Here is a 25,468-nt window from a genome sequence, read left to right as displayed (position 1 = left end):
TCAGGAGAGACGCCATGACCCCGATCCGCCCGCGCCGCAGCGTGCTCTACATGCCGGGCTCGAACGCCCGCGCGCTCGAAAAGGCCCGCGAGATCGCGGCCGACGCGCTGATCCTCGATCTGGAGGACGCGGTCGCGCCCGACGCCAAGGAGATGTCGCGTAGCCAAGTCTGCGCCGCGGTCAGGGCCGGCGGCTACGGCCGGCGCGAACTGGTCATCCGCGTCAACGGCATCGAGACGCCCTGGTTCGCGGCCGACCTCGCGGCGGCGGCCGACGCAAAACCGGACGCCATTCTGATCCCGAAGGTGTCGGCGCCCGAGACGCTGATCGAGATCGGCCACACGCTGACCAGCCGCTGGGCCGATCCGGCGATCGCGATCTGGGCGATGATCGAGACCCCGCTCGCTATCCTCGACGTCGAGAGGATCGCACGGGCCGCGCGGGCCCCGACGAGCCGGCTCGCCTGTTTCGTGATGGGCGCCAACGACCTCGCCAGGGAGACGCGGGCCCGCTTCGTCCCCGGCCGCGCGCCGATGCTGCCCTGGCTGACGAGCGCGATCCTCGCGGCCCGCGCCCACGGCATCGACATCCTCGACGGCGTCTACAACGACATCGGGGACGAGGCCGGCTTCCAGGCCGAGTGCGGGCAGGGCCGCGACCTCGGCTTCGACGGCAAGACGCTGATCCACCCCTCCCAGGTCGCCGTCGCCAACGCCGTCTTCGCGCCCGACGAGGCCGAGCTTGCCCGGGCGCGGGCGATCATCGCCGCCTTCGACCAGCCCGAGAACGCCGGCAAGGGCGCGATCAAGCTCGACGGCCGCATGGTCGAGCGATTGCATGCCGAGATGGCGCGGCGGGTGGTGGCGTTGAGTGAGGCGATCGGAGGTTAGTTCCCCGTCATGCTCGGGCTTGTCCCGAGCATCCACGTTTTGACCACGCCTTGAGCCGAGCAAGGACGTGGATGGTCGCCACAAGAGCCACCATGACGGACGATGGGTTCAGCCGGGCTTCGCCGCCTTGGCCCGCTCGATCGCCTCGGCGATGAGCTGCTTGGCCTTGGCGGCGTCGCCCCAGCCGGTGAGCTTGACCCATTTTCCGGGTTCGAGATCCTTGTAGTGCTCGAAGAAGTGCTGGATCTGGTCGAGGGTGATCTTCGGCAGGTCGGTATAGTTGTGCACGTTCTCGTAGCGCTTGGTCAGCTTCGGCACGGGCACTGCGATGATCTTCTCGTCGCCGCCGGCCTCGTCCTCCATCATCATCACGCCGATCGGGCGGACCGCGATGTAGGAGCCGGGGATCAGCGGCCTTGTGTTGGCGACGAGCACGTCGCAGGGGTCGCCATCCTCCGAGAGCGTATGCGGGATGAAGCCGTAATTCCCCGGATAGCGCATCGGCGTATAGAGGAAGCGGTCGACGAAGAGCGTGCCGGCTTCCTTGTCCATCTCGTATTTGATCGGCTCGCCGCCGATGGCGACCTCGATGACGACGTTGACTTCGTCGGGCGGGTTCTTGCCGATGGAGATCGCGTCGAGGCGCATGGTCTTGACCTGTGGGAAAGCGGAAATCCGGCGCGCCTTATGCGCGATAGGCGGCAAAAGGCCAAGCCCGACCTTATGCCGGCCTGTCCCGGAATTTGCCTGCCGCGGCCCGCGCTGGTATCGCGCTGGTCATGAACCGCCCGTCCTGCCCCGCTTGCGGGTCCGCCCCATGCTGAACCGCCTGCGCCCCGACGAGGAACGCTATGCGCGCCGCATGGCCCGGATCGCGCGCTGGGACCGGCCGCTCGGTGGCGGCATCGACCGCCTGCGCGCCTGGGCCAACATGCTGCTGGTCGACCATGGCGTCTTCCGCATGGTCTATCTCAACGCCCATCGCGTCACGCCGGCCTTGTGGCGGGCGGCCCAGCCCGCGCCGACGCAGATCGCCGCCTTCGCGCGCCAGGGCCTGAAGACGATCGTCAACCTGCGCGGCGGGCGCGAGCACGGCTCCTGGCCGCTGCAGCGCGAGGCCTGCGAGCGCCACGGCATCACGCTGGTCGATTTCGTGCTGCGCTCGCGCGGCGCGCCGGACCGCGAGACGATCCTCGGCGCGAAGGCCTTCTTCGCCTCGCTGGAGGAGCCCGCGCTGGTGCACTGCAAGTCGGGCGCCGACCGGGCCGGCTTCTTCGCGGCGCTCTATCTGCTGATCCACGAGAACCGGCCGCTCGACGAGGCGGCAAAGCAGCTCTCGCTGCGCTACGGTCATTTCCGCTTCGCCAAGACCGGCATCCTCGACGCCTTCTTCGAGGCCTATCGCCGCGAGGGGCTGAGCAAGGGCAAGGCCTTCCTCGACTGGGTCGCGAGCGATTACGACCCCGAGCGGCTGGAGCGCGAGTTCAAGCCGGGGTTCCTGTCCTCGCTCCTGGCCGACCGGATCATCCGGCGCGAATAGGTCTCAGCTCCGCAGCGCCGGCGCGGGCCCGATCGCGTCGATGCCGAGCCGCGTCCAGGCGAACTGGACATGGGCGACCATCCGGCCGAGCGAGACGATGCCGATGGCGCAGAGCAGCGCCAGCGAGAGCGTGCCGAACCAGAGCATCACGATGCCGGCCGCGACCAGCGCCAGCGCGTTGGTGGCGACCTGCCGGCGCGGATGGCGCGAGAGCGAGGCGATCTCGTGCAGCGGCGCGACCAGGGCGATGCCGCCATAGAACAGCGCCATGATCGCGACGACCTCGCCGATGCCCGCCCATTGCGTGCCGTCGAGCATGACGTCGGCGCCCATCGCCGCGAAGGCGATCGCCGCGAACAGGCCGGCCGCCGCCACGAACAGACACAGGGTCACGAAGCGGACCCATTGCTGCCGGCCCCGGCCCGCGCGCGCCCGCAGGCTCGACAGCACCAGCGGCACCGAGACGGCGGCGAACATCTGCGTCGGCACCTCGAGCAGCCGCATGGCGAGCGCGACATGGGCGGCGAGCAGGGCGTTGCTGGTCATCGGCAGCGCCAGCAGCGGGATGATCATGAAGCCGAAGGAGAGCAGCGCCGAGGGCAGCAGGAAACGCGGCGCCGCGCGCCAGCGGCTGGCCGATTCGCGCAGCTCCGGCCGCGACCAGGCGGCGGGGCGCACCAGCCGCGCCAAGGCCCCGCGCCGGCGCCAGAGCAGATAGAAGGCGGCGACGACATGGCCGATCGCGTCGGCGGCGAAGAGCGCCAGCGAGGTCGCGCCGAGCGGCCAGATCAGCAGGATCATCATGCCGGGCTGCACCAGCGCCTGGACGATGTTGCTGTTGCCGATCGTGGCGAAATCGCCCTCGGCCGTCGCCTCCGAGGTCAGCAGCCGGATCACGGCCCGGCCCGCCAGCGAGACGAGAAAGAGCGCGCCGAAGGCCGCGACGACCCAGTCGGCGGCGACCGCGACGACGACGAGAAGCGTCACGACGCAGATGAAGGCCGAGCCCGCCGCGACCGCGAGCCGGAAGGCGCGCCCGAGCCGCTCGCGATCGCTGTTCTGGAAGAACACCGCCTCGAAGCGCAGCAGCGCCGCGATCGCGACGAAATTGGCCAGCGCCGCGTAGAGCGCGAAATCGGCGAAGACCTGCGCCGGACACAGGGCGGCGGCGACGAGCAGGCCCCAGACCGAGAGGAAGCGCGCCTGGACGAAGCGCAGCGCCAGCGTCAGCCCGGCGGCGAGGCCGGCGCGGGCGGCCGGCGAGGGCTCGACGGCGATCTCCTCGACGGCGCACGTTGGGGCCACGGCTCGCTCGACGCCGCCCTTTTCGACCGGCGGCGGCGGCGCGGCCGGCGCCCCGGCCGCGAAGGCCGCCCGTGCGAAGGTGAGTTGCGCCGTCATGCCTCAAATCCAGCTCGGGATGTCTGGCGAGGCGTGGCCGCTGATCTCCCGAAGATCGCGGCCACGTGACGGCGCCGTCTGCGGACCCGGATGGTGAAACCCGGACGCGGCTCCGTGACGGAGAGGTTGCGCCAGCGTGGTTAACGAAGCGTTAGGAACCGCCGGCACGCCTCATCACAGCGTCGGGATGGGACATCGATCTGTCCTTCAGGTGGCGCGAATGAGGCGGCCGCTCGCATTCATGTGTCGGATCGTGACGGCCGCCGACCCGGTCGCCGCCGCGGCGCCGCGGGGCTCTGGCCGTCGCCGGGCGTTTAAGCCATTGTCATGACGTGCGCCGGCGTCGAACCCGGCGCGGGGGCGCGCGACGGCATGATCCAGAATGGCGAGGCTGAGGCAGGCGGGCTCATTCCCCATCCCGAGCGCGGCGCGGTCCTCGGCGAGGTCCATGCAAGGCCGTTCGCGGCGGTCGAGACGCCGCGACGGTTCCTGCATTTCGCCTTCCTGACCGATTCGGCCCAGGCCGCGGCGGACCGCGCGGCGCTGGCGCGCTTCTGCGCCGAGCGTGGCGTGCCCGCTCCGCAGGAGGGCGCCAAGCACCATCGCGCCCGCTTCGCCGAGGCCAGCCTGCGCTGGGAGCAGCACAGCGAGTTCACGACCTATAGCTGGGAGCTGCGGGCGAGCGAGGCTGTGCCGTTCCTGCCGGCGACGGGCCTGCTGCCGCATGGCATGCGGGCCCTGCCGCAGCCCGGCCCGCATCTGGTCGCGGTCGACCTGCACCTTATGCCCGAGGACGGCGCCAGCGCGCTCGACGCGCTCTTCGACGCGTCGAGCCTGGCGGCCGCGCTGGTCGATGGCGGGGTCGCGATCGCGGCCACGGATTTCCGCGCCGGGACCGACGGCTTCGTCCGCATCCTCGTGCTCGACCGGGCCCTGACGCCGCCGCGCGCCGGCGCGCTGGCGCAGCGCCTGCTCGAGATCGAGACCTACCGCACGCTGGCGCTGCTCGGCCTGCCGGAATCGCAGCGCATCGCGCCCTCGGTCCGCCGCACCGAGGAGACGCTGGTCAGGATCGCCTCGACCATGACCGCGACCGGCGGGCTCGCCGCCGACCACGCGCTGCTCGACGAGATGACGGCGCTGGCCGCCAGGCTCGAATCGGAGGCCGCCTCCTCGAACTACCGCTTCGGGGCGAGCCGCGCCTACGACACCATCGTGCAGCAGCGCCTGCTCGCCATCGGCGAGCAGGCGCATGCCGGCTGGCCGACGATCGCCGCCTTCCTGGCGCGCCGGATGGCGCCGGCGATGCGCACCTGCCAGATGCTGCAGGAGCGCCAGGCCGATCTCTCGACCAAGCTGGCGCGCGCCGCCAATCTGCTGCGCACCCGCGTCGACGTCGCGCTTGAACAGCAGAACCGCGACCTGCTCGCCGCGATGAACGACCGCACCCGCCTGCAATTGCGCCTGCAGCAGACGGTCGAGGGGCTCTCGGTCGCGGCGATCGGCTATTACGTCGTCAGCCTGTTCGGCTACATCGCCAAGGGCGCGAAGGATTCGGGCTGGCTCAAGCTCGAACCCGGCGTCGCGACCGCGATCTTCGTGCCGTTCGCGCTGCTCGGCGTCTGGGCGGCCGTCCGGCGGATCCGGCGCGGACATGGCCAGCACACCGACTGAAACGACCGATGCTCCTGCCGCATCCTGACACAAGCGAAGGCTAGCTCTCCTGCCATCGCCCTGACAGAAACAGGGTCGAGCCCAGTCCCGGAGACATGTTCATGCTGACCTTCTACCACGCCCCGCAATCGCGCTCCTTCGGCGTGCTCTGGCTGCTCGAGGAGTTGGGCCAGCCCTATGAGATGAAGACCGTCGCCATCCGCTCGCAGGGCGGCGCGCCCGAGGACTACCGCAGGATCCAGCCGCACAAGAAGGTGCCGGCCATCGTCCATGACGGCACGATCGTCACGGAACGCGCCGCGATCTGCATCTATCTCGCCGAGGCCTTTCCCGACGCCGGCCTCGCTCCCGCGATCGGCGATCCGGACCGTTCCGCCTATCTGACCGCGCTGGTCTATGCCGACGCCGTGCTCGACCCCGTGCTGGCGACGAAGGCGCTCGGCGTCGCTTATGAGCCGCGCGGGGTTTCCTTCGGCGCGTTCGGCGACGCCGTCGCCAATCTCGAACGGCGGCTCGGAGACAAGCCATACGCCGCCGGCGAGCGCTTCACCGCCGCCGACACGCAGCTCGGCAGCGGCATCCATTTCGGCATGAACATCCTCGGCGTGCTGCCGCGCCTGCCGGTTTTCGAGGCTTATCTCGGCCGCGTGATGTCGCGCCCGGCGCTGCAGCGAGCCCTGGAGAAGGACGGTGTGCCGGAAGATGGGCAGGCGGCGTGAGGCGTTGTGCCGTCGTTGGCGCGACACCCTGCGCCTTGCCGGGGAGATGTGGTAAGCCGTCGCGACGAGTCAGACAGACAGGCTGCATACCCGCCCGGGCATCTTGTCCCGCAACCCTGGCGTTGCAGCGCCGCCGGGGCGAATAGGGCAGAGTGCCAGCGGATGGGCCGATCCCGTCCGCGACCGCCTGCCATGCATGCGGCCCGGCCGCTCGACGCTCTTGATCGGATGCGGCGAACATAGAACTCTGCCGCCACGCGCGGCGACAGCCGTTCGATCGGGAGATGCCGGTGAAGCTGACCGTCCGCCTTGCCCTGCGCGACTGGGACTACATGACGCCGCTCGTGCTCGGAGACGTCGGGTCCGAGCGCCTCGACGTGAAGGTCGACCGCGTCGGCGCGCTGCCGGAGGATTTCGCCAACGACCCCGCTTACGATGCGAGCGAGATCTCGTTCAGCCGCTACGCGACCGGCCGCGGCCGCGGCGAGACGGCGACCGTCGGCGTGCCGAACTTCGTCATGCGCGGCTTCCGCCATCGCTGCGTCATCGTGGCGAGCGACAGCAAGCTTACCCGGCTCGACCAGCTCAGGGGCTGCCGCATCGGCGTCACCGGCTGGCAGGATTCCGGCAACACCTGGACGCGCGCGGCGCTCGCACGGGAGGGCGTCGGCATCGAGGACGCGACCTGGTTCGCCGGGCGGCTGACCGCCGAGCATCCGATCCTCGACCGGCTCGGCCCCTACGCCAGGCCCGGCCGCATCGAGGCGGTTCCCGGCGAGCGGCCGATGCTGGAGCTGCTGGCCGATGGCGGGCTCGACGCGGTCTTCACGCCCTTCATGCCGGCGGGCTTCTTCTCGCCCGATGCCGCCTTCCGCCATCTCCTGCCCAACGTGCCGGCGGCCGAGCGGGCCTATTTCGACGCGGTCGGCTACGTGCCCGGCATCCATATCCTCGGACTCAAGGCGACGTTCGCCGCGAAGCACCCCTGGGTCGCGCGGGAGCTGAGCGATCTGATCGACGTGTCTCAGCGCGTCTGGCTGGAGAAGCGGCGCAAATACGCCGACACCACGCCCTGGGTCGTCGACGAGCTCGGCCGGAGCGGCCGCGACCTGCCGGACGGCTGGAACGCGAGCGGACTGGCCGCGAACCGCACAATGATCGCCGCGTTCCTGAACGAGGTTCGGGCGCAGAAGCTCTCCGACACGGCGCTCACGCCCGAGACGCTGTTTCCCGACGCGCAGGCATGAAACCTGCCTCGCGACACACGACGAAAAGGGGACCGACCATGATCGCCATCCGCCATCTCGCCTACGCCGCGGGCCTCGCGCTCGCGCTGTTCCATGCCCCGGCGCTGGCGCAGCAGTCGGCCGCGCCGATTCCGGTCCAGCAGGTCAACGAGGCGCTGCGGGCGAAACTCCCGGAGGAAATCCGGAAGGCCGGCAAGATGATCTCGGTCAACAACGGCTCCTTCCCGCCCTACGAGATCGTCACCGGCCCCGACACGATGACCGGCGCCAGCGCCGATCTGCAGGACGCGATCGCGCAGCTGCTCGGCATCAAGATCGATCATGCGACCGTGAGCGGCCTCTCGGCGCTGCTGACCGGCATCAAGTCCGGCCGCTACCAGTTCGCGCTCGGTCCCGTCGGCGATTTCAAGACGCGGCAGGAGGCCAACGACTTCGTCGACTGGGTGCGCGAATACGTCGTCTTCGCCGTGCAGAAGGGCAATCCGGCCGGCATAGGCAGCCTCGAGGACACCTGCGGCAAGCGCATCGCGGTGATGGCGGCGGGCTCGGCCGAGCGCGTGATCAAGGCCCAGGCCGAGAAATGCGCCGCCGAGAGCAAGCCGGCGCTGACCGTCCAGTCCTACACCGACCAGCCGACCTCGATCCTCTCGGTCCGCTCGAAGCGCGCCGACGCCTTCTTCTCCTCGCAGGCGCCGCTGACCTATTTCGTGCAGCAGTCGAACGGCGAGCTCGATCTCGCCGCCATCGGAAAGCCGAACGGCTTCACCGATCTCTATCAGGGCGCGGTCGTGCCCAAGGGCTCGGTGCTCGGCGAGGTGCTGCTGGATGCGATCAGGCTCCTGATGGCGAACGGCGCCTATGCGGCGATCATGAAGAAATGGGGTCTGGAGAACAACATGATCCCCGAGGCCGGCATCAACCTGTCGAAGAACTGATCGCAGATGGCTCGGAACGCCGCCGATGAGGCTCGCCCGCGCGACGTCGCCAATGCGCACAGGCCGCCGGAATGGGGCCGCTGGCTGCTCTGGGCCTTCGCGCTCGCGGTGGCGGCGAACTTCCTCTGGATCGTCGCCTGGAACAGGAATTTCGAATGGCCTGTCGTGCGCCAGTGGTTCACGGCGGATTCGATCATGCGCGGGCTTTCGGTCACGCTCGGCCTGACGCTGATCGCGATGGTGCTGGGCACCGCGCTCGGTCTCGTGCTGGCGATCGCGCGGCTCTCCAACGACCGGCTGTTCTCCTCGCTGGCGGGGCTGTTCATCTGGTTCTTCCGGGGCACGCCGCTCCTGGTGCAGCTGATCTTCTGGTACAATCTCTCGACGCTGTTCCCGCAGATCTCGATTTCGATCCCGTTCGGGCCGACTCTGGTCAGCTGGAACACCAACGACGTCATCACCCCCATGACGGCCGCGATCGCTGGCTTGTCGCTCAACGAGGCGGCCTATATGGCCGAGATCATCCGCGGCGGCCTGCTCTCGGTCGACAAGGGCCAGGTCGAGGCGACCGACGCCTTCGGCATGACGCGGGCCCGGGCCCTGCGCCGGGTCATCATCCCGCAGGCGATGCGCGCCATCGTGCCGCCGACCGGCAACCAGCTGATCAGCATGATCAAGGCGACCTCGCTGGTCAGCGTCATCGCCATGGCCGACCTGCTCTATTCGGTGCAGGCGGTCTACAACCGCACCTTCGAGATCATCCCGATGCTGATGGTCGCGGTGATCTGGTATCTCGTCATCACCTCGATCCTGAATGTCGGCCAGGGCTTCATCGAGCGCTATTACGCGCGCGGCGAACGCGGCGCGTCCGACGCCGACATGAAGGCGCGCGCGGCGATGCGGCTCGAGGAGGCGGCATGATCCCGGCCGGCTCGGAGACGGCAGCGCCGCTGGTGCGCGCCCGCAACGTCCACAAGGCCTTCGGGAGCAACGAGGTGCTGAAGGGCATCGACCTCGACGTGGCGCCGGGCGAGGTGGTGGTGGTGCTCGGCCCCTCGGGCTCGGGCAAGTCGACCTTCCTGCGCTGCATCAATCATCTCGAGGCGATCGATCGCGGCTCGATCGAGGTCGATGGCGAGCAGGTCGGCTACCAGCTGCGAAACAACCGGCTGATCAAGCTCTCGGACCGCGCCATCGCGGTGCCGCGGCGCAAGATCGGCATGGTCTTCCAGCAGTTCAATCTCTACCCGCACATGACCGCGCTCGAGAACATCGTCGAGGCCCCGGTCGGCGTGCACGGGCAGGAGCGCAAGGCGGCGGAAGCCTATGCGATGGAGCTGCTCGCCCGCATCGGCCTGACCGAGAAGGCCGACGCCTATCCGCGCCAGCTCTCGGGCGGCCAGCAGCAGCGCGTCGCGATCGCCCGCGCGCTCGCGATCAGGCCGCGCCTGATGCTGTTCGACGAGCCGACCTCGGCGCTCGATCCCGAACTCGTCGGCGAGGTTCTGGCGACGATGCGCGATCTCGCCGGGCAGGGCCTGACCATGATCGTCGTCACCCACGAGGTCGGCTTCGCCCGCGAGGCCGCTGACCGGGTCGTGTTCATGGATGGCGGCCTGATCGTCGAGCAGGGCAGGCCTGACGAGGTGCTCGCCAACCCGACGCATCCACGCACGCGCCTGTTCCTGAGCCGCTTCATCCAGGGCGTCTGAGCGCCGGCGGGGCCGGCGCCGCCGCCCGCAATGACAAATTCGACGATCTGTCATCCCTCTTCGCCGCGTCGCATTGCGGCATAGGGGCGGTTTGGTTACAGAGCCGAAGCACCCTAGAATGATCCCAAAGGGGTCTCGACGATCCCAAAGGGATAATTCCGTTCGCTTCGCGAACCTGCATGCCGGAGACGATCAGAGTGGCCGAGGTCAAACAGGCGGCGCGTCCGCTGTCGCCGCATCTGCAGATCTATCGCTGGTCCTGGACCATGGCGATGTCGATCGCGCACCGCGTCACGGGGTCTGCGCTCTATGTCGGCACGGTGCTGATCGCGGCCTGGCTGGTCGCCGCCGCTTCCGGCCCTTCCGCCTACGACACCGCCCAGTGGGTCGCCGGCTCGATCCTCGGCCGGCTCGTGCTGTTCGGCTATTCCTTCGCGCTGCTGCACCACATGGTCGGAGGCCTGCGCCATTTCGTCTGGGATCTGGGTCATGGCTATGACCCCGACACCCGCATGAACCTCGCCAGATACAGCGTCGTCGTCTCCGGCGGGCTCACGATCCTGGTCTGGATCGCGGCCCTGGCCCTGCGCTGAGGAGGCGAGACGATGCACTCCAACTCCTCGATGCGCACCCCGCTCGGCCGCGTCCGCGGCCTCGGCTCGGCGAAATCCGGCACCGGGCATTTCTGGCTGCAGCGCGTCACCGCCGTCGCCAACGTCGTCCTGACGCTCGTCTTCCTCGGCGTGGTGATCGCGCTCGTCGGCAAGCCCTATGCGGCGGCCGTGGCCGTTCTGTCGAACCCGCTGGTGGCGATCCTGCTGCTGCTCTTCGTCATCTCGGGCGCGGTGCATATGCGGCTCGGCATGCAGGTCATCATCGAGGACTATGTCCATGGCGAGGGCCTCAAGATCGCCGCCGTGATGGCCAACACCTTCTTCGCGATCGCGATCGGCGCGGCCTGCGCCTTCGCGCTGCTGAAGCTCTCGTTCGGAGGCTGATCCCATGGCGATCACCAGAGCCCGCTCCACCGCGACTTACGCCGGGCAGGCCTATCCGATCACCGACCACACCTTCGACGTCGTCGTCGTCGGCGCCGGCGGCGCGGGCCTGCGCGCCACGGTCGGCTGCTCGCAGGCCGGGCTGAAGACCGCCTGCATCACCAAGGTGTTCCCGACGCGCTCGCATACGGTCGCGGCGCAGGGCGGGGTCGCCGCCTCGCTCGGCAACATGGGCAAGGACACCTGGCAGTGGCACATGTACGACACCGTCAAGGGGTCGGACTGGCTCGGCGACCAGGACGCGATCGAGTATCTGGTGCGCAACGCGCCGGCCGCCGTCTACGAGCTCGAGCACTGGGGCGTGCCGTTCTCGCGCACCGAGGCCGGCAAGATCTACCAGCGCCCCTTCGGCGGCATGACCACCGAATTCGGCGAGGGCCCGCCGGCCCAGCGCACCTGCGCCGCGGCCGACCGCACCGGCCACGCCATGCTGCACACGCTCTACGGCCAGGCGCTGCGCTACAACACCGAGTTCTTCATCGAGTATTTCGCCATCGACCTGATCATGGACGAGGACGGCGCCTGCCGCGGCGTGATCGCGCTCAAGCTCGACGACGGCACGCTGCACCGCTTCCGCTCGAAGATGGCGATCATGGCGACGGGCGGCTACGGCCGGGCCTATTTCTCGGCGACCTCGGCCCATACCTGCACAGGCGACGGCAACGCCATGGTGCTGCGCGCCGGCCTCCCCCTGCAGGACATGGAGTTCGTGCAGTTCCATCCCACGGGCATCTACGGCGCCGGCTGCCTGATCACCGAAGGCGCGCGCGGCGAGGGCGGCTACCTGACCAATTCCGAGGGCGAGCGCTTCATGGAGCGCTATGCCCCCTCGGCCAAGGACCTCGCCTCGCGCGACGTCGTCTCGCGCTCGATGACGATGGAGATCCGGGGCGGACGCGGCGTCGGCAAGAACAAGGACCACATCTACCTGCATCTCGACCATCTCGACCCGAAGATCCTGCACGAGCGCCTGCCCGGCATCTCGGAAAGCGCCAAGATTTTCGCCGGCGTCGACGTCACGCGCGAGCCGATCCCGGTGCTGCCGACGGTGCATTACAACATGGGCGGCATCCCGACGAATTTTCACGGCGAGGTGCTGACCAAGGTCGACGGCAACGCCGACACCGTGGTGCCCGGCCTGATGGCGATCGGCGAGGCGGCCTGCGTCTCGGTGCATGGCGCGAACCGGCTCGGCTCCAACTCGCTGATCGACCTCGTCGTCTTCGGCCGCGCCGCGGGGCTGCGCTGCGCCGAGACGGTGAGCGCCGGCGAAAAGCAGCCCGAATTGCCGAAGAACTCGGCCGACCTCACGCTGACCCGCCTCGACAAGTACCGCAACGCGTCGGGCGGCACGCCGACGGCGGAACTGCGCGGGCGCATGCAGCGCATCATGCAGGACAATTGCGCGGTCTACCGCACCGGCGAGACGCTGGAAGAGGGCCACAAGCTGATCCACGAGGTCTGGGGCGGCATCACCGACATCGCCACCACCGACCGCTCGCTGATCTGGAACTCGGACCTGGTCGAGACGCTGGAGTTCGACAACCTGATCACCCAGGCCGTGGTGACGATGGATTCGGCGCTGAACCGCCCGGAAAGCCGCGGCGCACATGCACGCGAGGACTATCCGGACCGCGACGACAAGGACTGGATGAAGCACACGCTGGCCTGGATCGACGACGAGAAGCGCATCATCTCGCTCGACGACCGGCCGGTGCACACCTACACGCTGTCGAACGACATCGAGTACATCAAACCCAAGGCGCGGGTGTATTGAGGATCATCTCAGATGGTTGCCGCGACATTCGGTCATAATCGTCCAAGAAGGAACCAGCGCGTGTATGCGGTGACTTTCGACTTCGATACCGAATTGCTCGAGCAGCTTTATCACAACCCGTCCTGGCGGAATGCTTACTCGGATGTCCGGCGGTTTCTCGAAGATAACGGCTTCGAGAACAAGCAGGGCTTGGTGTACTTCGCCGTCGACGACATCGACGCGACGGAGTGCATCGCCGTGATGCAGGATCTGGCGCTGGAATTCGACTGGTTCGTGCCCTCGGTGCGCGATCTTCGCATGCTCCGGATCGAAGAAAACAACGATCTCCTGCCTGTCATCGATCCTTCGAGACGGCGGAAAAGAAAGTCGTCGTAATGGCCGAATTCAACCTTCCGCAGAACTCCCGCCTCGTCCCGGGCAAGGCCTGGCCGAAGCCGGCCGGCGCCAGGAACCTGACCGAGTTCAAGGTCTATCGCTGGAGCCCGGACGACACCGAGAACCCGCGCACGGACACCTATTGGGTCGACCGCGAGGATTGCGGGCCGATGGTCCTCGACGCGCTGATCTGGATCAAGTCGAAGATCGACCCGACGCTGACCTTCCGCCGCTCCTGCCGCGAGGGCATCTGCGGCTCCTGCGCCATGAACATGGACGGCAAGAACGGGCTCGCCTGCACCACCGGCATCGACGAATGCGGCCAGGTGAAAGGCAAGAACTCGGGCAAGGTCGCGATCTATCCGCTGCCGCACATGCCGGTGATCAAGGACCTCGTGCCGGACCTGACCAATTTCTACGCCCAGCACGCCTCGATCGAGCCCTGGCTCAAGACCACGACGCCTTCGCCCGAGAAGGAATGGGCGCAGGAGAAGTCCGACCGCGAGAAGCTCGACGGACTCTACGAGTGCATTCTGTGCGCCTGCTGCACCACCTCCTGCCCGAGCTACTGGTGGAACGGCGACCGCTATCTCGGGCCGGCCGCGCTGCTGCAGGCCTATCGCTGGCTGATCGACTCGCGCGACGAGGCGACCGGCGAGCGGCTCGACAATCTCGAAGACCCGTTCCGGCTGTATCGCTGCCACACCATCATGAACTGCGCGAACGCCTGTCCGAAGGGGCTGAACCCCGCCAAGGCGATCGCGGAGGTCAAGAAGATGATGGTTGCCCGTCAGGTCTGAGCGGGCGCACCATTTTCCGTCATGGTCGGGCTTGTCCCGACCATCCACGTCTTCCGCCGCCGCGCGCTGCGACCAAGACGTGGATGCTCGCCACAAGGGCGAGCATGACGGCAGTGGTCATCATCGCGGGATGCGAAAGCGGTAACGCTCAGCCGATATACCGTTCCGGCCTGAACGGCGTCGGGTCGGCGGCCGGCGTCTCGCCTGACACCAGCGCGGCCAGGATTTCCCCCGTCACCGGCCCGGTCGAGAAGCCGATATGCTGGTTGCCGAAGGCGAGCCAGAGGCCCGGATTTCGCGGCGCCTCTCCGATCATCGGCAGCGAATCCGGCAAGGTCGGTCGCGAGCCGCGCCAGGTCGTGGTCTCGGCCGCCTCGGTGAGCGCGAAGGCCTCGCGCGCCTTCGGGAACGCCTCGTCGATCTGGGCGTGGTCGTCGGGCGCGTCGCGATGGGCGAGCTCGACGCCCGAGGTCAGGCGGAATCCCTTCTCCATCGGGGCCAGCATATAGGCCGCCTCGACATCGAGGAACGGGCGCGAGAGCTTCCGACCCGGCTCGGCGCGGTAATGCCGGTGATAGCCGCGCTCGGCATCGAGCGGCACGTTCAGCCCGAGCGGCTTCAGGATATCGGCGCTCCAGGGGCCGAGCGCCACGACCGCGATTCCGGCCCGATGCGTCCCGCCATCCGTCCGCGCGCTCCAGCCGTCGGCCGTCCTCGACAGGCCCTCGATCGCGGCCGTCGCCACCCGTCCGCCGCGCGCGGAAAACAGCGCCGCATAGGCCTGCACGATCGCCTGCGGCCAGTCGACCGAGCCCGAATCCATCTGGAGCAGGCCGGCCGAGAAGATCGGGTTCAGGTCGGGCTCCAGCGCCGAGAGGCCCTGCCGGTCATGGACCTCGCAGCGCACGCCATGGCCCTCGAACCAGAGCTTCTCGGCCCGCGCCTTCTCACGCCCGGCGTCGCTGCGCCAGACTTTCAGAGAGCCGGTCTCGCGCAGGCGGTGGCGCACCCCGGCCTCATCCATCAGCGCCTTGTGCAGCGGCAGGGCCCGCGAGGTCAGGCTGTCGAGCGCCCTGATCCGGAGCGGCAGGCGCGAGGGCCGCGCCTCGGCGAGGAAGCGCATGATCCAGCCCGGATTGCGCAGCAGATGGCCCCAGCGATAGCGGATCGCGGGATGGTCGTTGCGCAGATAGGCCGGCAGGCTTTGCCAGAGCGAGGGATTGTTGAGCGGCAGGATCGAGGCGCGGCTGATCACGCCGGCATTGCCGTAGGAGGTTTCCGAGCCCGGCTCCTTGCGGTCGAGCAGCGTGACGTTGAGCCCGCGCTTCTGCAGCGAGAGCGCGCAGGAGACGCCGACCATGCCGGCGCCCAGCACGAGAGCCGTGCGGCTCACGCGGGTTCAGCCGCGGCCGGGACCTTCAGCCAGTGATCGAGGAAACCGTCGAGCCAGATCCGGATCGCGGGGTCGTAGCGATACCAGCCTTCGAGATGGAGATGGCGCAATTGCGCGCCGGGCATCAGGGTGCGCTCATGGCCGCGGATCGACCAGCGGCACATCATCGCCGGCGTCACCTCGGGGTGGAACTGGATGCCGTAGACCTTGCTGCCGGCGCGGATCGCCTGGACCGGAAAATCGCCGCCGGTCGCCAGGCATTCGGCCCCGCTCGGGCAGTCGAAACCGTCGCGATGCCATTGATAGACGGTTCCCGGCCAGGCGAAGCCGGCCTTCGCGGCGTGACGGCTGCCGGCCTCGGTCAGGTCGAGCGGGTAATAGCCGACCTCGGCGCGGCCCTGTTCATGGGTGTAGACCCGCGCGCCGAGATGCTTCGCCAGCATCTGCGCGCCGAGACAGATGCCGAGGAAGGGCGCGTCCTCCTTCAGGCAGGCGCCGATCCAGTCGATCTCGGCCTTGACGAAGTCGTCGGGATCGTTGGCCCCCATCGGCCCGCCGAAGATCACCGCGCCGGCATGGTCGGCCATCGTCTCCGGCAGCGTGTCGCCATAGCGCGGCTTGCGGATGTCGAGCGCATGGCCGCGCGCCTGCAAGAGCCGGCCGACGCGGCCGGCCGTCGAATGCTCCTGATGCAGCACGACCAGCACGGGCTTGAGCGGCGCCGGCTCCGGGCCTGTCAGGGACGGCGCCCGGATCTTGCGGGGGTTGCGGAGACGGAAAGTCTGGTCGTTCATCACGGGCTTCGGTTTCGTCCCCCGGCCGGCGCGGACGATTCATGCCGTCAGAATGCGGTCGCGATACGGCCCCGGCAAGCAATTTGTGCGCCATCCGTGCATGGCGAGGGCGTCCGAATCGCATGGATCGCCAGTTTCCGGACGTAGCGGTTCACGGGCCCGGACATGTCCTGAAACATCTTCGCGCTTGACGCGCGGCAGTCCGTCAGGTATGAGAATGAACGTTCATTCTCATTCTTCGGATTGCGAGCGACCCGTGCCGACTTCCCTTGCGCGCCTGCCCGACCGCTCCGTCAGCGAGCGCCAGACCCGCATACTCGATGCGGCCGAGCGGGTCTTCGCGCGCGCCGGCTTCCACGCCGCGACGATGAACGACGTCGCGGTCGAGGCCGGGATGAGTCCGGGCAATCTCTACCGCTATTTCAGCTCCAAGGATGCGATCATCGCCGGCATGGCCGAGCGCGACCGCAACCAGATCGCCGAGGATTTCGCCAGTCTGGATCCGGCTCAGGGGTTGCTGCTCGACCAGTTGGAGGCGCTCGGCCGCAGCCACCTCGTCGAGGAACCGCGCGAGAAGGCGATCATCTGCCTGCAGATCTGGGCCGAAGCGGCGCGCAACCCGGACATGGCGAAGATGTGCGCCGCGATCGACGGCACCGTCATCGGCGGTCTGGCGCAGGCGATCGCGGCGGCGAAGGCCAGCGGCGAACTGCCCGAAAACCTCGACGACGCCCGCTTCCTCCAGGCCGTCTTCATGATGGCGGACGGCTTCTTTTGCCGCCGCGCCGTGGATCCGGGCTTCGACGCCGCGATGGCGTCCGAGACGCTCTTCACCGCCATGCGCGGGCTGGCGCAGGTGCTGCTCCTGCCGCGCGAGGACGTTTGACCATGACAATGCGTCCGCCTTGCCTGCCTCATCGATGAAGGCCTTTCCGATGCTCCGCCTCCTGTCCCTGCCGTCTCTCGCCGTGCTCGCACTTCTGCCGCTTGCCGGCGCACGGGCGCAGACGCCTGCTCCCGCGGCGGCCCGGACCGCGCCTTCGGCCGGCCCCTCCGTCACGGTGACCGTCGCGAAGACGACCGAGATCGTCCAGAGCGTCGTCGTCTCCGGCTCGATGGTGGCGCGCGACGAGGTCCTGGTCTCGCCCGAGATCGACGGCCTGCAGATCGTCGAGATCCTGGCCGAGGAGGGCGACACGGTGGCGGTCGGGCAGGTTCTGGCGCGGCTCTCGCGCACCACGCTCGACGTGCAGAAGGCGCAGAACGACGCCCAGATCGCCCGCGCCGAGGCGGTGATCGCCCAGTCCAACGCCCAGATCGTCGAGGCGCAGGCCAATCTCGTCGCGGCCAACAACAATTTCGACCGCACCAAGCAGCTTCGCAGCTCCGGCAACGTCTCGAACGAGACCTACGACCAGCGCGACGCGGCCGCGCGCGCGGCCGAGGCCAAGCTGAACTCGTCCCGGCAGGCGCTGGCGATCGCCAATGCCGATCTCGCCTTGGCGAAGGCGCAGGGCCGCGACATCGACGTGAAGCTCGCCCGCACCGAGATCAAGGCGCCCTCAGCCGGCACGATCAGCCGCCGCTACGCGAAGCTCGGCGCGACCGCCGCCATGGCCGCTGCCGATCCGCTCTTCCGCCTCGTCGCCGACGGCGCGATCGAACTCGAGGCCGAGGTCGCCGAGGTCGAGCTGCCCGGGCTGAAGCTCGGCCAGCGCGTCACCGTGCTGCAGGCTGGCGGCAGCGTTGCGCTCGAAGGGTCGATCCGGCTGATCGCGCCGGAGGTCAGCAAGGCCTCGCGGCTCGGGCGGCTGCGCGTTGCGCTCAAGGGCGGCCAGCCGGTCTCGGTCGGCGCGTTCGCGCGCGGCGTCATCGAGACCGGGCGGAAGACGGCGGTGACGCTGCCGCTCTCGGCGATCACCTATGCGCGCTCGGGACCGACCGTCCAGAGCGTCAAGGACGGCAAGGTCACGACCAGGCAGGTCCAGCTCGGCCTCGCCGGCGACGGCCGGGCCGAGATCGTCTCCGGCGTCGCGGAAGGCGAGACCGTCGTGGCGCGGGCCGGAACCTTCGTGCGCGACGGCGACATGATCACGCCGGTCGCGACGCAGTGAGGCCAGATTCTTGTTGAGGCAAAGCCCGTGAACTTCAACTTCTCCGCCTGGTCGATCCGCAAGCCGGTCCCCTCGATCCTGCTCTTCGTCGTGCTCTGCGTGCTCGGCGTGATGTCGTTCGCGAAGCTGCCGGTGACGCGCTTCCCGAACATCGACGTGCCGCTGGTCTCGATCACGGTGACGCAGTCGGGCGCGGCCCCGGCCGAACTAGAGAGCCAGGTCTCCAAGCGCGTCGAGGACGCCGTCGCCAACATCACCGGCGTCAAGCACGTGCTGTCGACGCTGACCGACGGGCAGTCGCAGACGGTCATCGAGTTCCGGCTCGAGATCAACACCGATCGCGCCGTCAACGACGTGAAGGACGCCATCGCCAAGATCAGGGCCGACCTGCCGCGCACCATCGACGAGCCGATCATCCAGCGCATCGATGTCGAGGGCCAGTCGATCCTGACCTATGGCGCGGCCTCGCCCGGCATGACGCTGGAGCAGCTCTCCTGGCATGTCGACGACGTCGTCGCGCGCGAATTGCAGGGGCTGAAGGGCGTCGGCCGGGTCGACCGCTATGGCGGCGTCGACCGCGAGATCCGCATTTCGCTCGATCCCGACCGGCTGCTCGCGCTCGGCATCACCGCCGGCGAGGTCAACCGCCAGATCCGCGCCACCAATGTCGACCTCGCCGGCGGGCGCGGCGAGGTCGGCGGGCAGGAGCAGGCGATCCGCACGCTCGCCGGCGCGCGCAGCGTCGCCGACCTGGCGGATACCAAGATCGCGCTCACGGGCGGCCGCGAGGTCCGGCTCAAGGAACTCGGCCGCGTCGAGGATTCGAATTCCGAGCCGCGCTCCTTCGGCCGGCTCGACAAGTCGCCGGTCGTCACCTTCGCGGTGTTCCGCTCCAAGGGTTCGAGCGAGCTCTCGGTCAAGGAGGTCGTCGCCGCCCGCATCGCCGAGCTCAACAAGCGCCACCCCGACGTCGTGCTGAAGCCGATCGACGACGCGGTCGCCTATACCTACGGCAACTACAAGGCCGCGATGACGACGCTGCTGGAGGGCGCGGGGCTGGCCGTGCTCGTCGTCTTCCTGTTCCTGAAGAACTGGCGCGCCACGCTGATCACCGCGATCGCGCTGCCGCTCTCGGCGATCCCGACCTTCTGGGCGATGGAGCTGATGGGCTTCTCGCTCAACCTCGTCAGCCTGCTCGGCATCACGCTCGTCACCGGCATCCTGGTCGACGACGCCATCGTCGAGATCGAGAACATCGTCCGGCACATGCGCATGGGCAAGTCGCCCTATCGCGCCGCGATGGAGGCCGCCGACGAGATCGGGCTCGCCGTCATCGCGATCACGCTGACGATCGTGGCGATCTTCGCGCCGGTCTCGTTCATGGGCGGCGTCGCGGGGCAGTATTTCCGCCAGTTCGGCCTGACGGTCGCGGTCGCGGTGCTGTTCTCGCTGCTGGTGGCGCGCCTGATCACGCCAATGATGGCGGCCTATCTGATGAAGCCGGTGAAGCATCAGGACCCGAAGGACGGCTTCGTGATGGGCGCCTATGTCGGCCTGCTCAAGGGCTCGCTGGCCCGCCTGCGCATCCCGGTGCTGCCCCGGCTCGACGGCTCGGGACGCTGGCGCAAGCTGCCGCTCAACATGGCCTATGTCACGCTGCTGATCGGCTTCGGCTTCCTCTTCGTCTCGATCAAGGCGACGGCGCTGCTGCCGACCGGCTTCATCCCCGACGAGGACACCAGCCGCGTCGTCGCCTCGATCGAGCTGCCGCCGGGCTCGACGCTGGAGGACACCCGCGTCACCACCGACAAGATCGTCGACGTTCTGCGCGAGATCCCGCAGGTGACGCAGGTCTTCGTGCTCGGCGGCTCCTCGCCGACCGGCACGCGCGAAATCCGCCGCGCCGCCGTCACCATCAAGCTCCTGCCGAAGAGCGAGCGCAAGGAGCGACAGAAGGACATCAAGGCCGTGATCGCGCAAAAACTCGCGAGCGTGCCGGATGTCCGCGCCTGGTATGTCAACGAGCGCGGCGAGCGCGAGATGGCCTTCTCGGTCCTCGCCAAGGACGGGGCGGCGCTGGACGAGGCGGTCGCCCGCATCGAGAGCCGGATGCGCAAGGTCGACGGCTATCTCAACGTCGCGACCTCGGGCTCGCTGTCGCGCCCCGAACTGCGGGTCACGCCCAAGCTGGAGGAGGCCGCCAATCTCGGCGTCACGCCGGAGGCGATCTCGGAGGCGGTGCGCGTCGCGACCATCGGCGATGTCGGCGCGAACCTCGCGAAGTTCAACGCCGGCGACCGGCTGGTGCCGATCCGCGTCCAGCTCGACGAGGCGGCCCGCACTGACATCCGCAATGTCGCGGCGCTGCGCGTCACCAATGCCGGCGGCGTCTCGATCCCGCTCACCGCCGTCGCGACGATCGGCTTCGGCGAAGGCCCCAGTTCGATCGACCGCTACGACCGCGCGCGGCGGGCGCAGATCGGCGCCGACCTCAAGCGCGGCTTCGAGCTCGGCACGGCGCAGGAGACCTTCAACACCATCGTCGAGGAGGTCGGCCTGCCGGACGGCGTCGCGATCGCCGCGACCGGCGACGCCGAGATCCAGGGCGAGGTGGTGCAGGGCTTCATCCAGGCGATGACCACCGGGCTGATGCTGGTGCTGGCGGTGCTGATCCTGCTCTTCGGCTCGGTCTTCCAGCCGATCACGATCCTGCTCTCGCTGCCGCTCTCCTTCGGCGGCGTCGTCATCGCCTTGCTCGCGGCCGACAAGCCGGTCTCGATGCCGGTCTATATCGGGCTGCTGATGCTGATGGGCATCGTCACCAAGAACGCGATCATGCTGGTCGATTTCGCGGTCGAGGAGCAGGCGCGGGGCAAGGACCGCTTCACCGCGCTGATCGAGGCCGGCCGCAAGCGCGCGCGGCCGATCGTGATGACGACCATCGCCATGGCGGCCGGCATGGCCCCCTCGGCCTATGGCGTCGGCGACGGCGGCGAGTTCCGCGCCCCGATGGCGATCGCGGTGATCGGCGGCCTGATCGTCTCGACCGTGCTCTCGCTCGTCTTCGTGCCGAGCTTCTACACGGTGATGGACGGCCTGCAGCGGCTGGTGAGCTGGATCTTCGGGCGCTTCTTCTCGAAGCCCGAGGACGAGAGCCTGTGGCAGCCGATCGACGAGCACGCGCCGGGACGGGCGCAGGGCGCGCGGGCGGAGGCCGGCCAGATGAAGCTGCCGCCGCCACCGCCGAGACTGGCGGCGGAGTGAGCGACTGTCTTGTTGGTCAAGCGGTTTGTTCGCGCCATGGTTGTCTGCCCCGGATGACAGCGTTGAGGATTGCGACGAGTTTTTGGGCTGTCTCGATGAGAGCCACGAGCCTTGGCTTGCCGGCGGCGGCGAGCCTGTCGCGGAAGCCTTGAGGGTGGGGTCGTGGCGGGCCGCGACCAGGGACTGTCGGGGATTTTGTGTCCGGGGCCATAGTGACGCCGATGGAGGGCGCTCATGATCACAAGAAGGACACGTTGGATCAGTTGCTGGCGGGACGAGACCCTCGGGCTGTCTTCGCGAAGGACGGCCCCGAGGATATTCTCGGCATCTGGATCGAGACGACAGAGGCGCTCGCCGTGAAGGAGCGTCTGGCCCGCCTGGACGCCGATCTGCAAGGCTTGCTCGAGCAGCACCCTGACGCGGCCCTTATCCGCAGCCTGCCGGGGATGGGGGCCATGCTGACTGCCGAGTTCATCGCCACGGCAGACAACATCAGCCGCTTCGCTTGCGCCGAGGCCATGGCTGCCGCCGCAGGCCTCGCCCCCGTGCTGCGCCAGTCCGGAAAGGCCCGGACATGGCCCCGAACCTTTGAGGCGACAAGGCTCTCAAGCGCGTCTTCTTCCAGAGCGCCTTCTGCGCCGTGTCCGCAAAGTATCCGCTTTCCAAGGCCTTCTACGAGCGCAAGCGGCGCGAGTGAAAACACCACGCCCAGGCCCTCGTCGCTGACCTCAATAACCCCAATCAGAGATTGGTGTCTGAGAAGTGAGTCAGGTCTCGCTGCTTCGACAAAAATCCACGCATTGCTGAACGCAATTTCGAACAAGACGGACGTTCCGAGTCAATGAGTAGCACGCATAGACAACATATTTCGGCATCTTAAGCTCGCAGTCGATTTCGATGAGTGTGCCGTCAGCAAGTTCGCGGGCAATGCTATCGCGCATCACCAGTCCGACGCAAGGAAGTCTTTTCATAGAATGCACGATCATGTCCGCGTAATTCGTGGTCATATGAGGCAGCGGCCAACGAGAAATAGCACGAAACGCGTGTTCTATAATCGTATAGTACTCACCTGGCGTGCCGAATATTACAATTGGGTAGTGCGAAAGCTCAAAGGTTGTCAGGCGGCGGTTGGCTTTCACCACTTCCGGACGGGCGGCCCAGACGGCATGCATCTCACAAAGATATTCCCGGCGCGTGCCAGGAATATCCTCCGGGGCATGGGAGAGGCATATGTCCACTGCACCTTTCATCATCCGATCGCGTAGACGATAACTCGTGCCCACTTCGATATCGATCGTAAGATTTGGTATTGCGCTGGTAAGGCGCCAAGAAAGCTCAGGCAGCCAGGCGCTCACCAGGCTGCTATTCGTTCCTATCCTGATATTTTCCACTGTCTTTGGAGCACCGGATCCCTGCAGGGGGCGAACGTGCTGCGCCAGATCAAGCATCTGCTCCGCGTAGGGCAGGATTTGTTTAGCCCGGTCAGTCAGGAGGACCGGCCGGCAATCCCTCACGAACAGCACCTCTCCCAGTTCCTCCTCGAGCGAGGAGATGCGGGACGAAATTGCCGGCTGCGAAATATTCAGCCGGTTCGCCGCAGAGCGAAAACTGCCGAGGTGCGCGACGGCCACCAATGCTTCCATCTGACGTAGGTCCATTCCGTCTGATACATTATCCTTATATATAAATTAAACACTTTTTATCGACAGGCCGCAGCTTCGCTGACTAAACTCTGGCCCAACCGCTCAGGACAATCCTGACAGAAAAGAGGGAACTCCGATGGGACGTACTTTGCATCTCTCGCTTTCGACGATTGCTCTCATCGCTTCGTGCAGTATCGCTTATTCCGCTGACGCTTGCTGGCCGGGAACAAAGGAGCAGCCTCTCGAAAAAGAGGTCGTTTTTAGCACAACGGGCGGATCGCTCGTCAATAACATGAAGTCTGCCTATTGGGACGATTTCAAGAAGGAGTGTGGCGTATCGGTCGTTTCCTATGCAACTCCTGGCCGCACCTTCCAGCAGTCCGTGTCGCTGATAGAAAGTGGTAACGTTCCATTCGACATATTCAACACGATCGGCGCGCAGGAGTATCCGCTTGCCCTGGAAGCAAACATCCTCCAGCAGCTGCCAGCCGACGCGTGGCAGGGGCTTTCCGACAAGATGTCCCCTGGCTCCTACACGGACTATGGCGTCTGGGGTTCACCCTACGCCACCGTCCTCATCTACAACGCCGGCAAGGTCGCGGGCGAGATGAAAAGTTGGGCAGACTTCTGGGATATCAAGCGTTTCCCGGGACCGCGCACCCTGCAGAACGATCCGAGCAATTTGGTTTTCGCGCTACTTTCGATGGGAGTGGAACCAAAGGACGTGTTCCCGATCAGCGATCAAAATGTGAAGAGGGCATTCGAGCGCCTCAATGAAATTCGGCCATATGTGCGCAGCTTCTGGAAGGCTGGCGACCAGCCTATATCCGGTGTTAGTTCCGGCGAGTTTGTCGCGGGCTCTGCATGGAGTGGTCGCGCTCTGGTTGGCAAAAAGCAGGGTATGCCGCTGGGCATCGTCTGGAAGGGCAATATCCTCAATCAAAACTGGTATATGATTCCCAAGGGCGCAAAGAACCCGAGGGCGGCTCTCGCCCTTCTCCGTTACATGCAGGATCCGGAGCGGCAGGCAAAATTCGCCAAGCTCATGAACTATTCCGGTTCACGACCCGAGGTCGGCGATTTTCTCGAGCCGGAAGTTTTCGCGAACCTTCCGACCAATCCCGTCAACCTTGCCGTTGGCCTGGTGGCGGATGCCAAGTGGTGGTCGGAGAACGAAGAAAGGATCGGCGCGATGTGGTCCAGTTGGGTGGCTACCGGTCGCTACGGAAACTGATCCAATGGCAAGGCGGTCTGGTTATAGCGCGGGGCTGAGATACGGCCTGCTGGCGCCGGGGATGCTTTTGATCCTCTTCGTGATTGTCTTGCCTATCGCAGTCAGCTTTGTCGGCGCATTCCGGGCGAATGGAGTCTGGTCACTTCTCAATTTCGAAGTCGTTCTGACCCAGGCTCCTTACAGCGAGGTTCTGCTGAACACGCTGGCCATCGCCATCGTCGTCACCATCGTCAGCATCGGCCTTGCTTTCCCGGTCTGCATGTTCTTCGCCCAGTCGGGGAAGGTTGCCACGGGTTTTTTCGTGGCGACCATGACCGTGGTGCTGGCAATCTCCATGCTGGTGCGAACTTACGCCTGGCAGGTTCTGCTGGCCTATAAAGGCCCTGTGAACGGGTTTCTGGTGCAGCTCGGGTTGGTTTCGGAGCCGCGGATGATGCTCTACACTCGCCCGGCCGTTGTTATCGCCATGATCCAGTTCATGACGCCCTATGCCGCGTTGATCATGTTCAGTGCGATGCGCCGCGTCGATAGCGACATCGTGCTTGCGTCCCGCACGCTTGGGTCAAACTGGTGGCAGGCCTTCCGCAGCGCCTACTGGCCTCAAGTCAGCGACAGCGTAGTCCTGGCTTCGGTGCTGGTCTTTTCCATGGCGACTGGCTTCTTCGTCGCACCGGCACTTCTAGGTGGGCCCGGGGAGTCAATGGTCGGAACCCAGATTCATGCCGATCTGGTGTTCAACAACAAGAACGGCGCGGGCCTAGCCACTGCTCAAGGCGTTATTCTTGCAGCGATCCTAGCCGTCGTTGCCTCGGTCGGTTTCCGTATTGTGGGCGGCAGCTTCTTGAGATCGAGCAGGTAGCCGGCGATGCGTAGAAATAAGATTCTCCTGACTGCGGGG

23 protein-coding genes and 2 pseudogenes are annotated in these 25,468 nt (G+C 67.1%); 19 read left to right on the top strand and 6 right to left on the bottom strand.

Annotation, left to right across the window (positions count from 1 at the left end):
* Positions 1 to 14 precede the first annotated feature (14 nt).
* The gene (locus AC1RRW_RS15835; protein ID WP_492901736.1) at positions 15 to 890 is read left to right on the top strand and encodes an HpcH/HpaI aldolase/citrate lyase family protein; all 876 of its coding nucleotides are present in this window, start codon (positions 15 to 17) and stop codon (positions 888 to 890) included.
* Positions 891 to 998: 108 nt separating this feature from the next.
* On the opposite strand, the gene ppa is transcribed toward AC1RRW_RS15835, so the two are convergent.
* Complete coding sequence (gene ppa / locus AC1RRW_RS15830) at positions 999 to 1,538, bottom strand: inorganic diphosphatase (RefSeq protein WP_492901734.1); 540 nt, start codon at positions 1,536 to 1,538, stop codon at positions 999 to 1,001.
* A 169-nt stretch (positions 1,539 to 1,707) separates the two neighbouring features.
* Between ppa and AC1RRW_RS15825 the strand changes: the two genes are divergently transcribed.
* Complete coding sequence (locus AC1RRW_RS15825; protein ID WP_492901732.1) at positions 1,708 to 2,430, top strand: fused DSP-PTPase phosphatase/NAD kinase-like protein; 723 nt, start codon at positions 1,708 to 1,710, stop codon at positions 2,428 to 2,430.
* 3 nt (positions 2,431 to 2,433) lie between these two features.
* On the opposite strand, the gene AC1RRW_RS15820 is transcribed toward AC1RRW_RS15825, so the two are convergent.
* Positions 2,434 to 3,831 (bottom strand): hypothetical protein, encoded by a 1,398-nt coding sequence (locus tag AC1RRW_RS15820; RefSeq protein ID WP_492901730.1) that lies wholly within the window; start codon positions 3,829 to 3,831, stop codon positions 2,434 to 2,436.
* A 372-nt stretch (positions 3,832 to 4,203) separates the two neighbouring features.
* Here AC1RRW_RS15820 and AC1RRW_RS15815 point away from each other — a divergent pair, with 372 nt between their 5' ends.
* The 11 genes from AC1RRW_RS15815 (at position 4,204) to AC1RRW_RS15765 (ending at position 14,128) form a co-directional block, all read left to right on the top strand.
* Complete coding sequence (locus AC1RRW_RS15815; protein WP_492901770.1) at positions 4,204 to 5,505, top strand: DUF3422 family protein; 1,302 nt, start codon at positions 4,204 to 4,206, stop codon at positions 5,503 to 5,505.
* 101 nt (positions 5,506 to 5,606) lie between these two features.
* A complete protein-coding gene (locus tag AC1RRW_RS15810; RefSeq protein WP_492901728.1) occupies positions 5,607 to 6,224 on the top strand; it encodes a glutathione S-transferase family protein in 618 nt (205 codons plus the stop codon).
* A 284-nt stretch (positions 6,225 to 6,508) separates the two neighbouring features.
* On the top strand, positions 6,509 to 7,471 hold the full coding sequence (locus AC1RRW_RS15805; RefSeq protein WP_492901726.1) for a substrate-binding domain-containing protein: 963 nt from the start codon (positions 6,509 to 6,511) through the stop codon (positions 7,469 to 7,471).
* 38 nt (positions 7,472 to 7,509) lie between these two features.
* A complete protein-coding gene (locus AC1RRW_RS15800; protein ID WP_492901725.1) occupies positions 7,510 to 8,406 on the top strand; it encodes an ABC transporter substrate-binding protein in 897 nt (298 codons plus the stop codon).
* Positions 8,407 to 8,412: 6 nt separating this feature from the next.
* Positions 8,413 to 9,327: an amino acid ABC transporter permease gene (locus tag AC1RRW_RS15795; protein ID WP_492901723.1), complete on the top strand. Its 915-nt coding sequence runs from the start codon at positions 8,413 to 8,415 to the stop codon at positions 9,325 to 9,327.
* A complete protein-coding gene (locus AC1RRW_RS15790; RefSeq protein ID WP_492901721.1) occupies positions 9,324 to 10,118 on the top strand; it encodes an amino acid ABC transporter ATP-binding protein in 795 nt (264 codons plus the stop codon). The genes AC1RRW_RS15795 and AC1RRW_RS15790 overlap by 4 nt, the downstream gene beginning before the upstream one ends.
* Before the next feature lie 179 nt (positions 10,119 to 10,297).
* Positions 10,298 to 10,711 carry a succinate dehydrogenase, cytochrome b556 subunit gene (sdhC, locus tag AC1RRW_RS15785; protein ID WP_492901720.1) on the top strand — a complete coding sequence of 138 codons (414 nt, stop codon included), beginning with the start codon at positions 10,298 to 10,300 and terminating at the stop codon, positions 10,709 to 10,711.
* A gap of 12 nt (positions 10,712 to 10,723) precedes the next feature.
* Positions 10,724 to 11,116: a succinate dehydrogenase, hydrophobic membrane anchor protein gene (sdhD, locus tag AC1RRW_RS15780; RefSeq protein ID WP_492901718.1), complete on the top strand. Its 393-nt coding sequence runs from the start codon at positions 10,724 to 10,726 to the stop codon at positions 11,114 to 11,116.
* 4 nt (positions 11,117 to 11,120) lie between these two features.
* Positions 11,121 to 12,953 carry a succinate dehydrogenase flavoprotein subunit gene (gene sdhA, locus AC1RRW_RS15775; protein ID WP_492901716.1) on the top strand — a complete coding sequence of 611 codons (1,833 nt, stop codon included), beginning with the start codon at positions 11,121 to 11,123 and terminating at the stop codon, positions 12,951 to 12,953.
* A 12-nt stretch (positions 12,954 to 12,965) separates the two neighbouring features.
* Positions 12,966 to 13,328: a virulence factor gene (locus AC1RRW_RS15770; protein ID WP_492901714.1), complete on the top strand. Its 363-nt coding sequence runs from the start codon at positions 12,966 to 12,968 to the stop codon at positions 13,326 to 13,328.
* Positions 13,328 to 14,128 (top strand): succinate dehydrogenase iron-sulfur subunit, encoded by an 801-nt coding sequence (locus AC1RRW_RS15765; RefSeq protein ID WP_492901713.1) that lies wholly within the window; start codon positions 13,328 to 13,330, stop codon positions 14,126 to 14,128. Before AC1RRW_RS15770 ends, AC1RRW_RS15765 begins: the two co-directional genes overlap by 1 nt.
* A 148-nt stretch (positions 14,129 to 14,276) precedes the next feature.
* On the opposite strand, the gene AC1RRW_RS15760 is transcribed toward AC1RRW_RS15765, so the two are convergent.
* Together AC1RRW_RS15760 and AC1RRW_RS15755 are read right to left on the bottom strand one after the other, a co-directional pair.
* On the bottom strand, positions 14,277 to 15,521 hold the full coding sequence (locus AC1RRW_RS15760; RefSeq protein ID WP_492901711.1) for an NAD(P)/FAD-dependent oxidoreductase: 1,245 nt from the start codon (positions 15,519 to 15,521) through the stop codon (positions 14,277 to 14,279).
* Positions 15,518 to 16,315 (bottom strand): glutamine amidotransferase, encoded by a 798-nt coding sequence (locus AC1RRW_RS15755; protein WP_492901709.1) that lies wholly within the window; start codon positions 16,313 to 16,315, stop codon positions 15,518 to 15,520. Before AC1RRW_RS15755 ends, AC1RRW_RS15760 begins: the two co-directional genes overlap by 4 nt.
* Before the next feature lie 256 nt (positions 16,316 to 16,571).
* Between AC1RRW_RS15755 and AC1RRW_RS15750 the strand changes: the two genes are divergently transcribed.
* Genes AC1RRW_RS15750 through AC1RRW_RS15740 form a run of 3 tightly spaced genes read left to right on the top strand, consistent with a single transcriptional unit; the run spans position 16,572 to position 21,693 of the window.
* Positions 16,572 to 17,201 carry a TetR/AcrR family transcriptional regulator gene (locus tag AC1RRW_RS15750; RefSeq protein ID WP_492901707.1) on the top strand — a complete coding sequence of 210 codons (630 nt, stop codon included), beginning with the start codon at positions 16,572 to 16,574 and terminating at the stop codon, positions 17,199 to 17,201.
* A 49-nt stretch (positions 17,202 to 17,250) separates the two neighbouring features.
* Positions 17,251 to 18,429: an efflux RND transporter periplasmic adaptor subunit gene (locus AC1RRW_RS15745; RefSeq protein WP_492901705.1), complete on the top strand. Its 1,179-nt coding sequence runs from the start codon at positions 17,251 to 17,253 to the stop codon at positions 18,427 to 18,429.
* 27 nt (positions 18,430 to 18,456) lie between these two features.
* Positions 18,457 to 21,693, top strand: a complete 3,237-nt coding sequence (locus AC1RRW_RS15740; RefSeq protein WP_492901703.1) for an efflux RND transporter permease subunit — start codon at positions 18,457 to 18,459, stop codon at positions 21,691 to 21,693.
* 16 nt (positions 21,694 to 21,709) lie between these two features.
* On the opposite strand, the pseudogene AC1RRW_RS15735 reads toward AC1RRW_RS15740, so the two are convergent.
* A pseudogene (locus AC1RRW_RS15735) lies at positions 21,710 to 21,876 on the bottom strand (IS110 family transposase); the annotation flags it as partial.
* A gap of 161 nt (positions 21,877 to 22,037) precedes the next feature.
* On the opposite strand from AC1RRW_RS15735, the pseudogene AC1RRW_RS15730 reads away from it, so the two are divergent.
* Positions 22,038 to 22,387 (top strand): annotated as a pseudogene (locus AC1RRW_RS15730) (transposase); the annotation flags it as partial.
* Between the two features lie 73 nt (positions 22,388 to 22,460).
* Here the strand turns inward: AC1RRW_RS15730 and AC1RRW_RS15725 are convergent.
* Positions 22,461 to 23,336 carry a LysR family transcriptional regulator gene (locus AC1RRW_RS15725; protein ID WP_492901701.1) on the bottom strand — a complete coding sequence of 292 codons (876 nt, stop codon included), beginning with the start codon at positions 23,334 to 23,336 and terminating at the stop codon, positions 22,461 to 22,463.
* A 136-nt stretch (positions 23,337 to 23,472) separates the two neighbouring features.
* On the opposite strand from AC1RRW_RS15725, the gene AC1RRW_RS15720 reads away from it, so the two are divergent.
* Together AC1RRW_RS15720 and AC1RRW_RS15715 are read left to right on the top strand one after the other, a co-directional pair.
* Positions 23,473 to 24,570 carry an ABC transporter substrate-binding protein gene (locus tag AC1RRW_RS15720; protein ID WP_492901699.1) on the top strand — a complete coding sequence of 366 codons (1,098 nt, stop codon included), beginning with the start codon at positions 23,473 to 23,475 and terminating at the stop codon, positions 24,568 to 24,570.
* Positions 24,571 to 24,631: 61 nt separating this feature from the next.
* The gene (locus tag AC1RRW_RS15715) at positions 24,632 to 25,429 is read left to right on the top strand and encodes an ABC transporter permease (RefSeq protein ID WP_492901698.1); all 798 of its coding nucleotides are present in this window, start codon (positions 24,632 to 24,634) and stop codon (positions 25,427 to 25,429) included.
* Positions 25,430 to 25,468 lie beyond the last annotated feature (39 nt).

The organism is Allobosea sp. GW821-FHT12C12, assembly GCF_058807355.1.
The sequence above is the reverse complement of the archived record's forward strand: the minus strand, read 5'-3'. Positions and strand labels throughout refer to the sequence as shown.

Coding starts and splice junctions, on each gene's coding strand:
- AC1RRW_RS15835 (WP_492901736.1), top strand. CDS start 15: ATGACCCCGATCCGCCCGCGCCGCAGCGTGCTCTACATGCCGGGCTCG.
- ppa (WP_492901734.1), bottom strand. CDS start 1,538: ATGCGCCTCGACGCGATCTCCATCGGCAAGAACCCGCCCGACGAAGTC.
- AC1RRW_RS15825 (WP_492901732.1), top strand. CDS start 1,708: ATGCTGAACCGCCTGCGCCCCGACGAGGAACGCTATGCGCGCCGCATG.
- AC1RRW_RS15820 (WP_492901730.1), bottom strand. CDS start 3,831: ATGACGGCGCAACTCACCTTCGCACGGGCGGCCTTCGCGGCCGGGGCG.
- AC1RRW_RS15815 (WP_492901770.1), top strand. CDS start 4,204: ATGATCCAGAATGGCGAGGCTGAGGCAGGCGGGCTCATTCCCCATCCC.
- AC1RRW_RS15810 (WP_492901728.1), top strand. CDS start 5,607: ATGCTGACCTTCTACCACGCCCCGCAATCGCGCTCCTTCGGCGTGCTC.
- AC1RRW_RS15805 (WP_492901726.1), top strand. CDS start 6,509: ATGCCGGTGAAGCTGACCGTCCGCCTTGCCCTGCGCGACTGGGACTAC.
- AC1RRW_RS15800 (WP_492901725.1), top strand. CDS start 7,510: ATGATCGCCATCCGCCATCTCGCCTACGCCGCGGGCCTCGCGCTCGCG.
- AC1RRW_RS15795 (WP_492901723.1), top strand. CDS start 8,413: ATGGCTCGGAACGCCGCCGATGAGGCTCGCCCGCGCGACGTCGCCAAT.
- AC1RRW_RS15790 (WP_492901721.1), top strand. CDS start 9,324: ATGATCCCGGCCGGCTCGGAGACGGCAGCGCCGCTGGTGCGCGCCCGC.
- sdhC (WP_492901720.1), top strand. CDS start 10,298: ATGCCGGAGACGATCAGAGTGGCCGAGGTCAAACAGGCGGCGCGTCCG.
- sdhD (WP_492901718.1), top strand. CDS start 10,724: ATGCACTCCAACTCCTCGATGCGCACCCCGCTCGGCCGCGTCCGCGGC.
- sdhA (WP_492901716.1), top strand. CDS start 11,121: ATGGCGATCACCAGAGCCCGCTCCACCGCGACTTACGCCGGGCAGGCC.
- AC1RRW_RS15770 (WP_492901714.1), top strand. CDS start 12,966: ATGGTTGCCGCGACATTCGGTCATAATCGTCCAAGAAGGAACCAGCGC.
- AC1RRW_RS15765 (WP_492901713.1), top strand. CDS start 13,328: ATGGCCGAATTCAACCTTCCGCAGAACTCCCGCCTCGTCCCGGGCAAG.
- AC1RRW_RS15755 (WP_492901709.1), bottom strand. CDS start 16,315: ATGAACGACCAGACTTTCCGTCTCCGCAACCCCCGCAAGATCCGGGCG.
- AC1RRW_RS15745 (WP_492901705.1), top strand. CDS start 17,251: ATGCTCCGCCTCCTGTCCCTGCCGTCTCTCGCCGTGCTCGCACTTCTG.
- AC1RRW_RS15725 (WP_492901701.1), bottom strand. CDS start 23,336: ATGGAAGCATTGGTGGCCGTCGCGCACCTCGGCAGTTTTCGCTCTGCG.
- AC1RRW_RS15720 (WP_492901699.1), top strand. CDS start 23,473: ATGGGACGTACTTTGCATCTCTCGCTTTCGACGATTGCTCTCATCGCT.
- AC1RRW_RS15715 (WP_492901698.1), top strand. CDS start 24,632: ATGCTTTTGATCCTCTTCGTGATTGTCTTGCCTATCGCAGTCAGCTTT.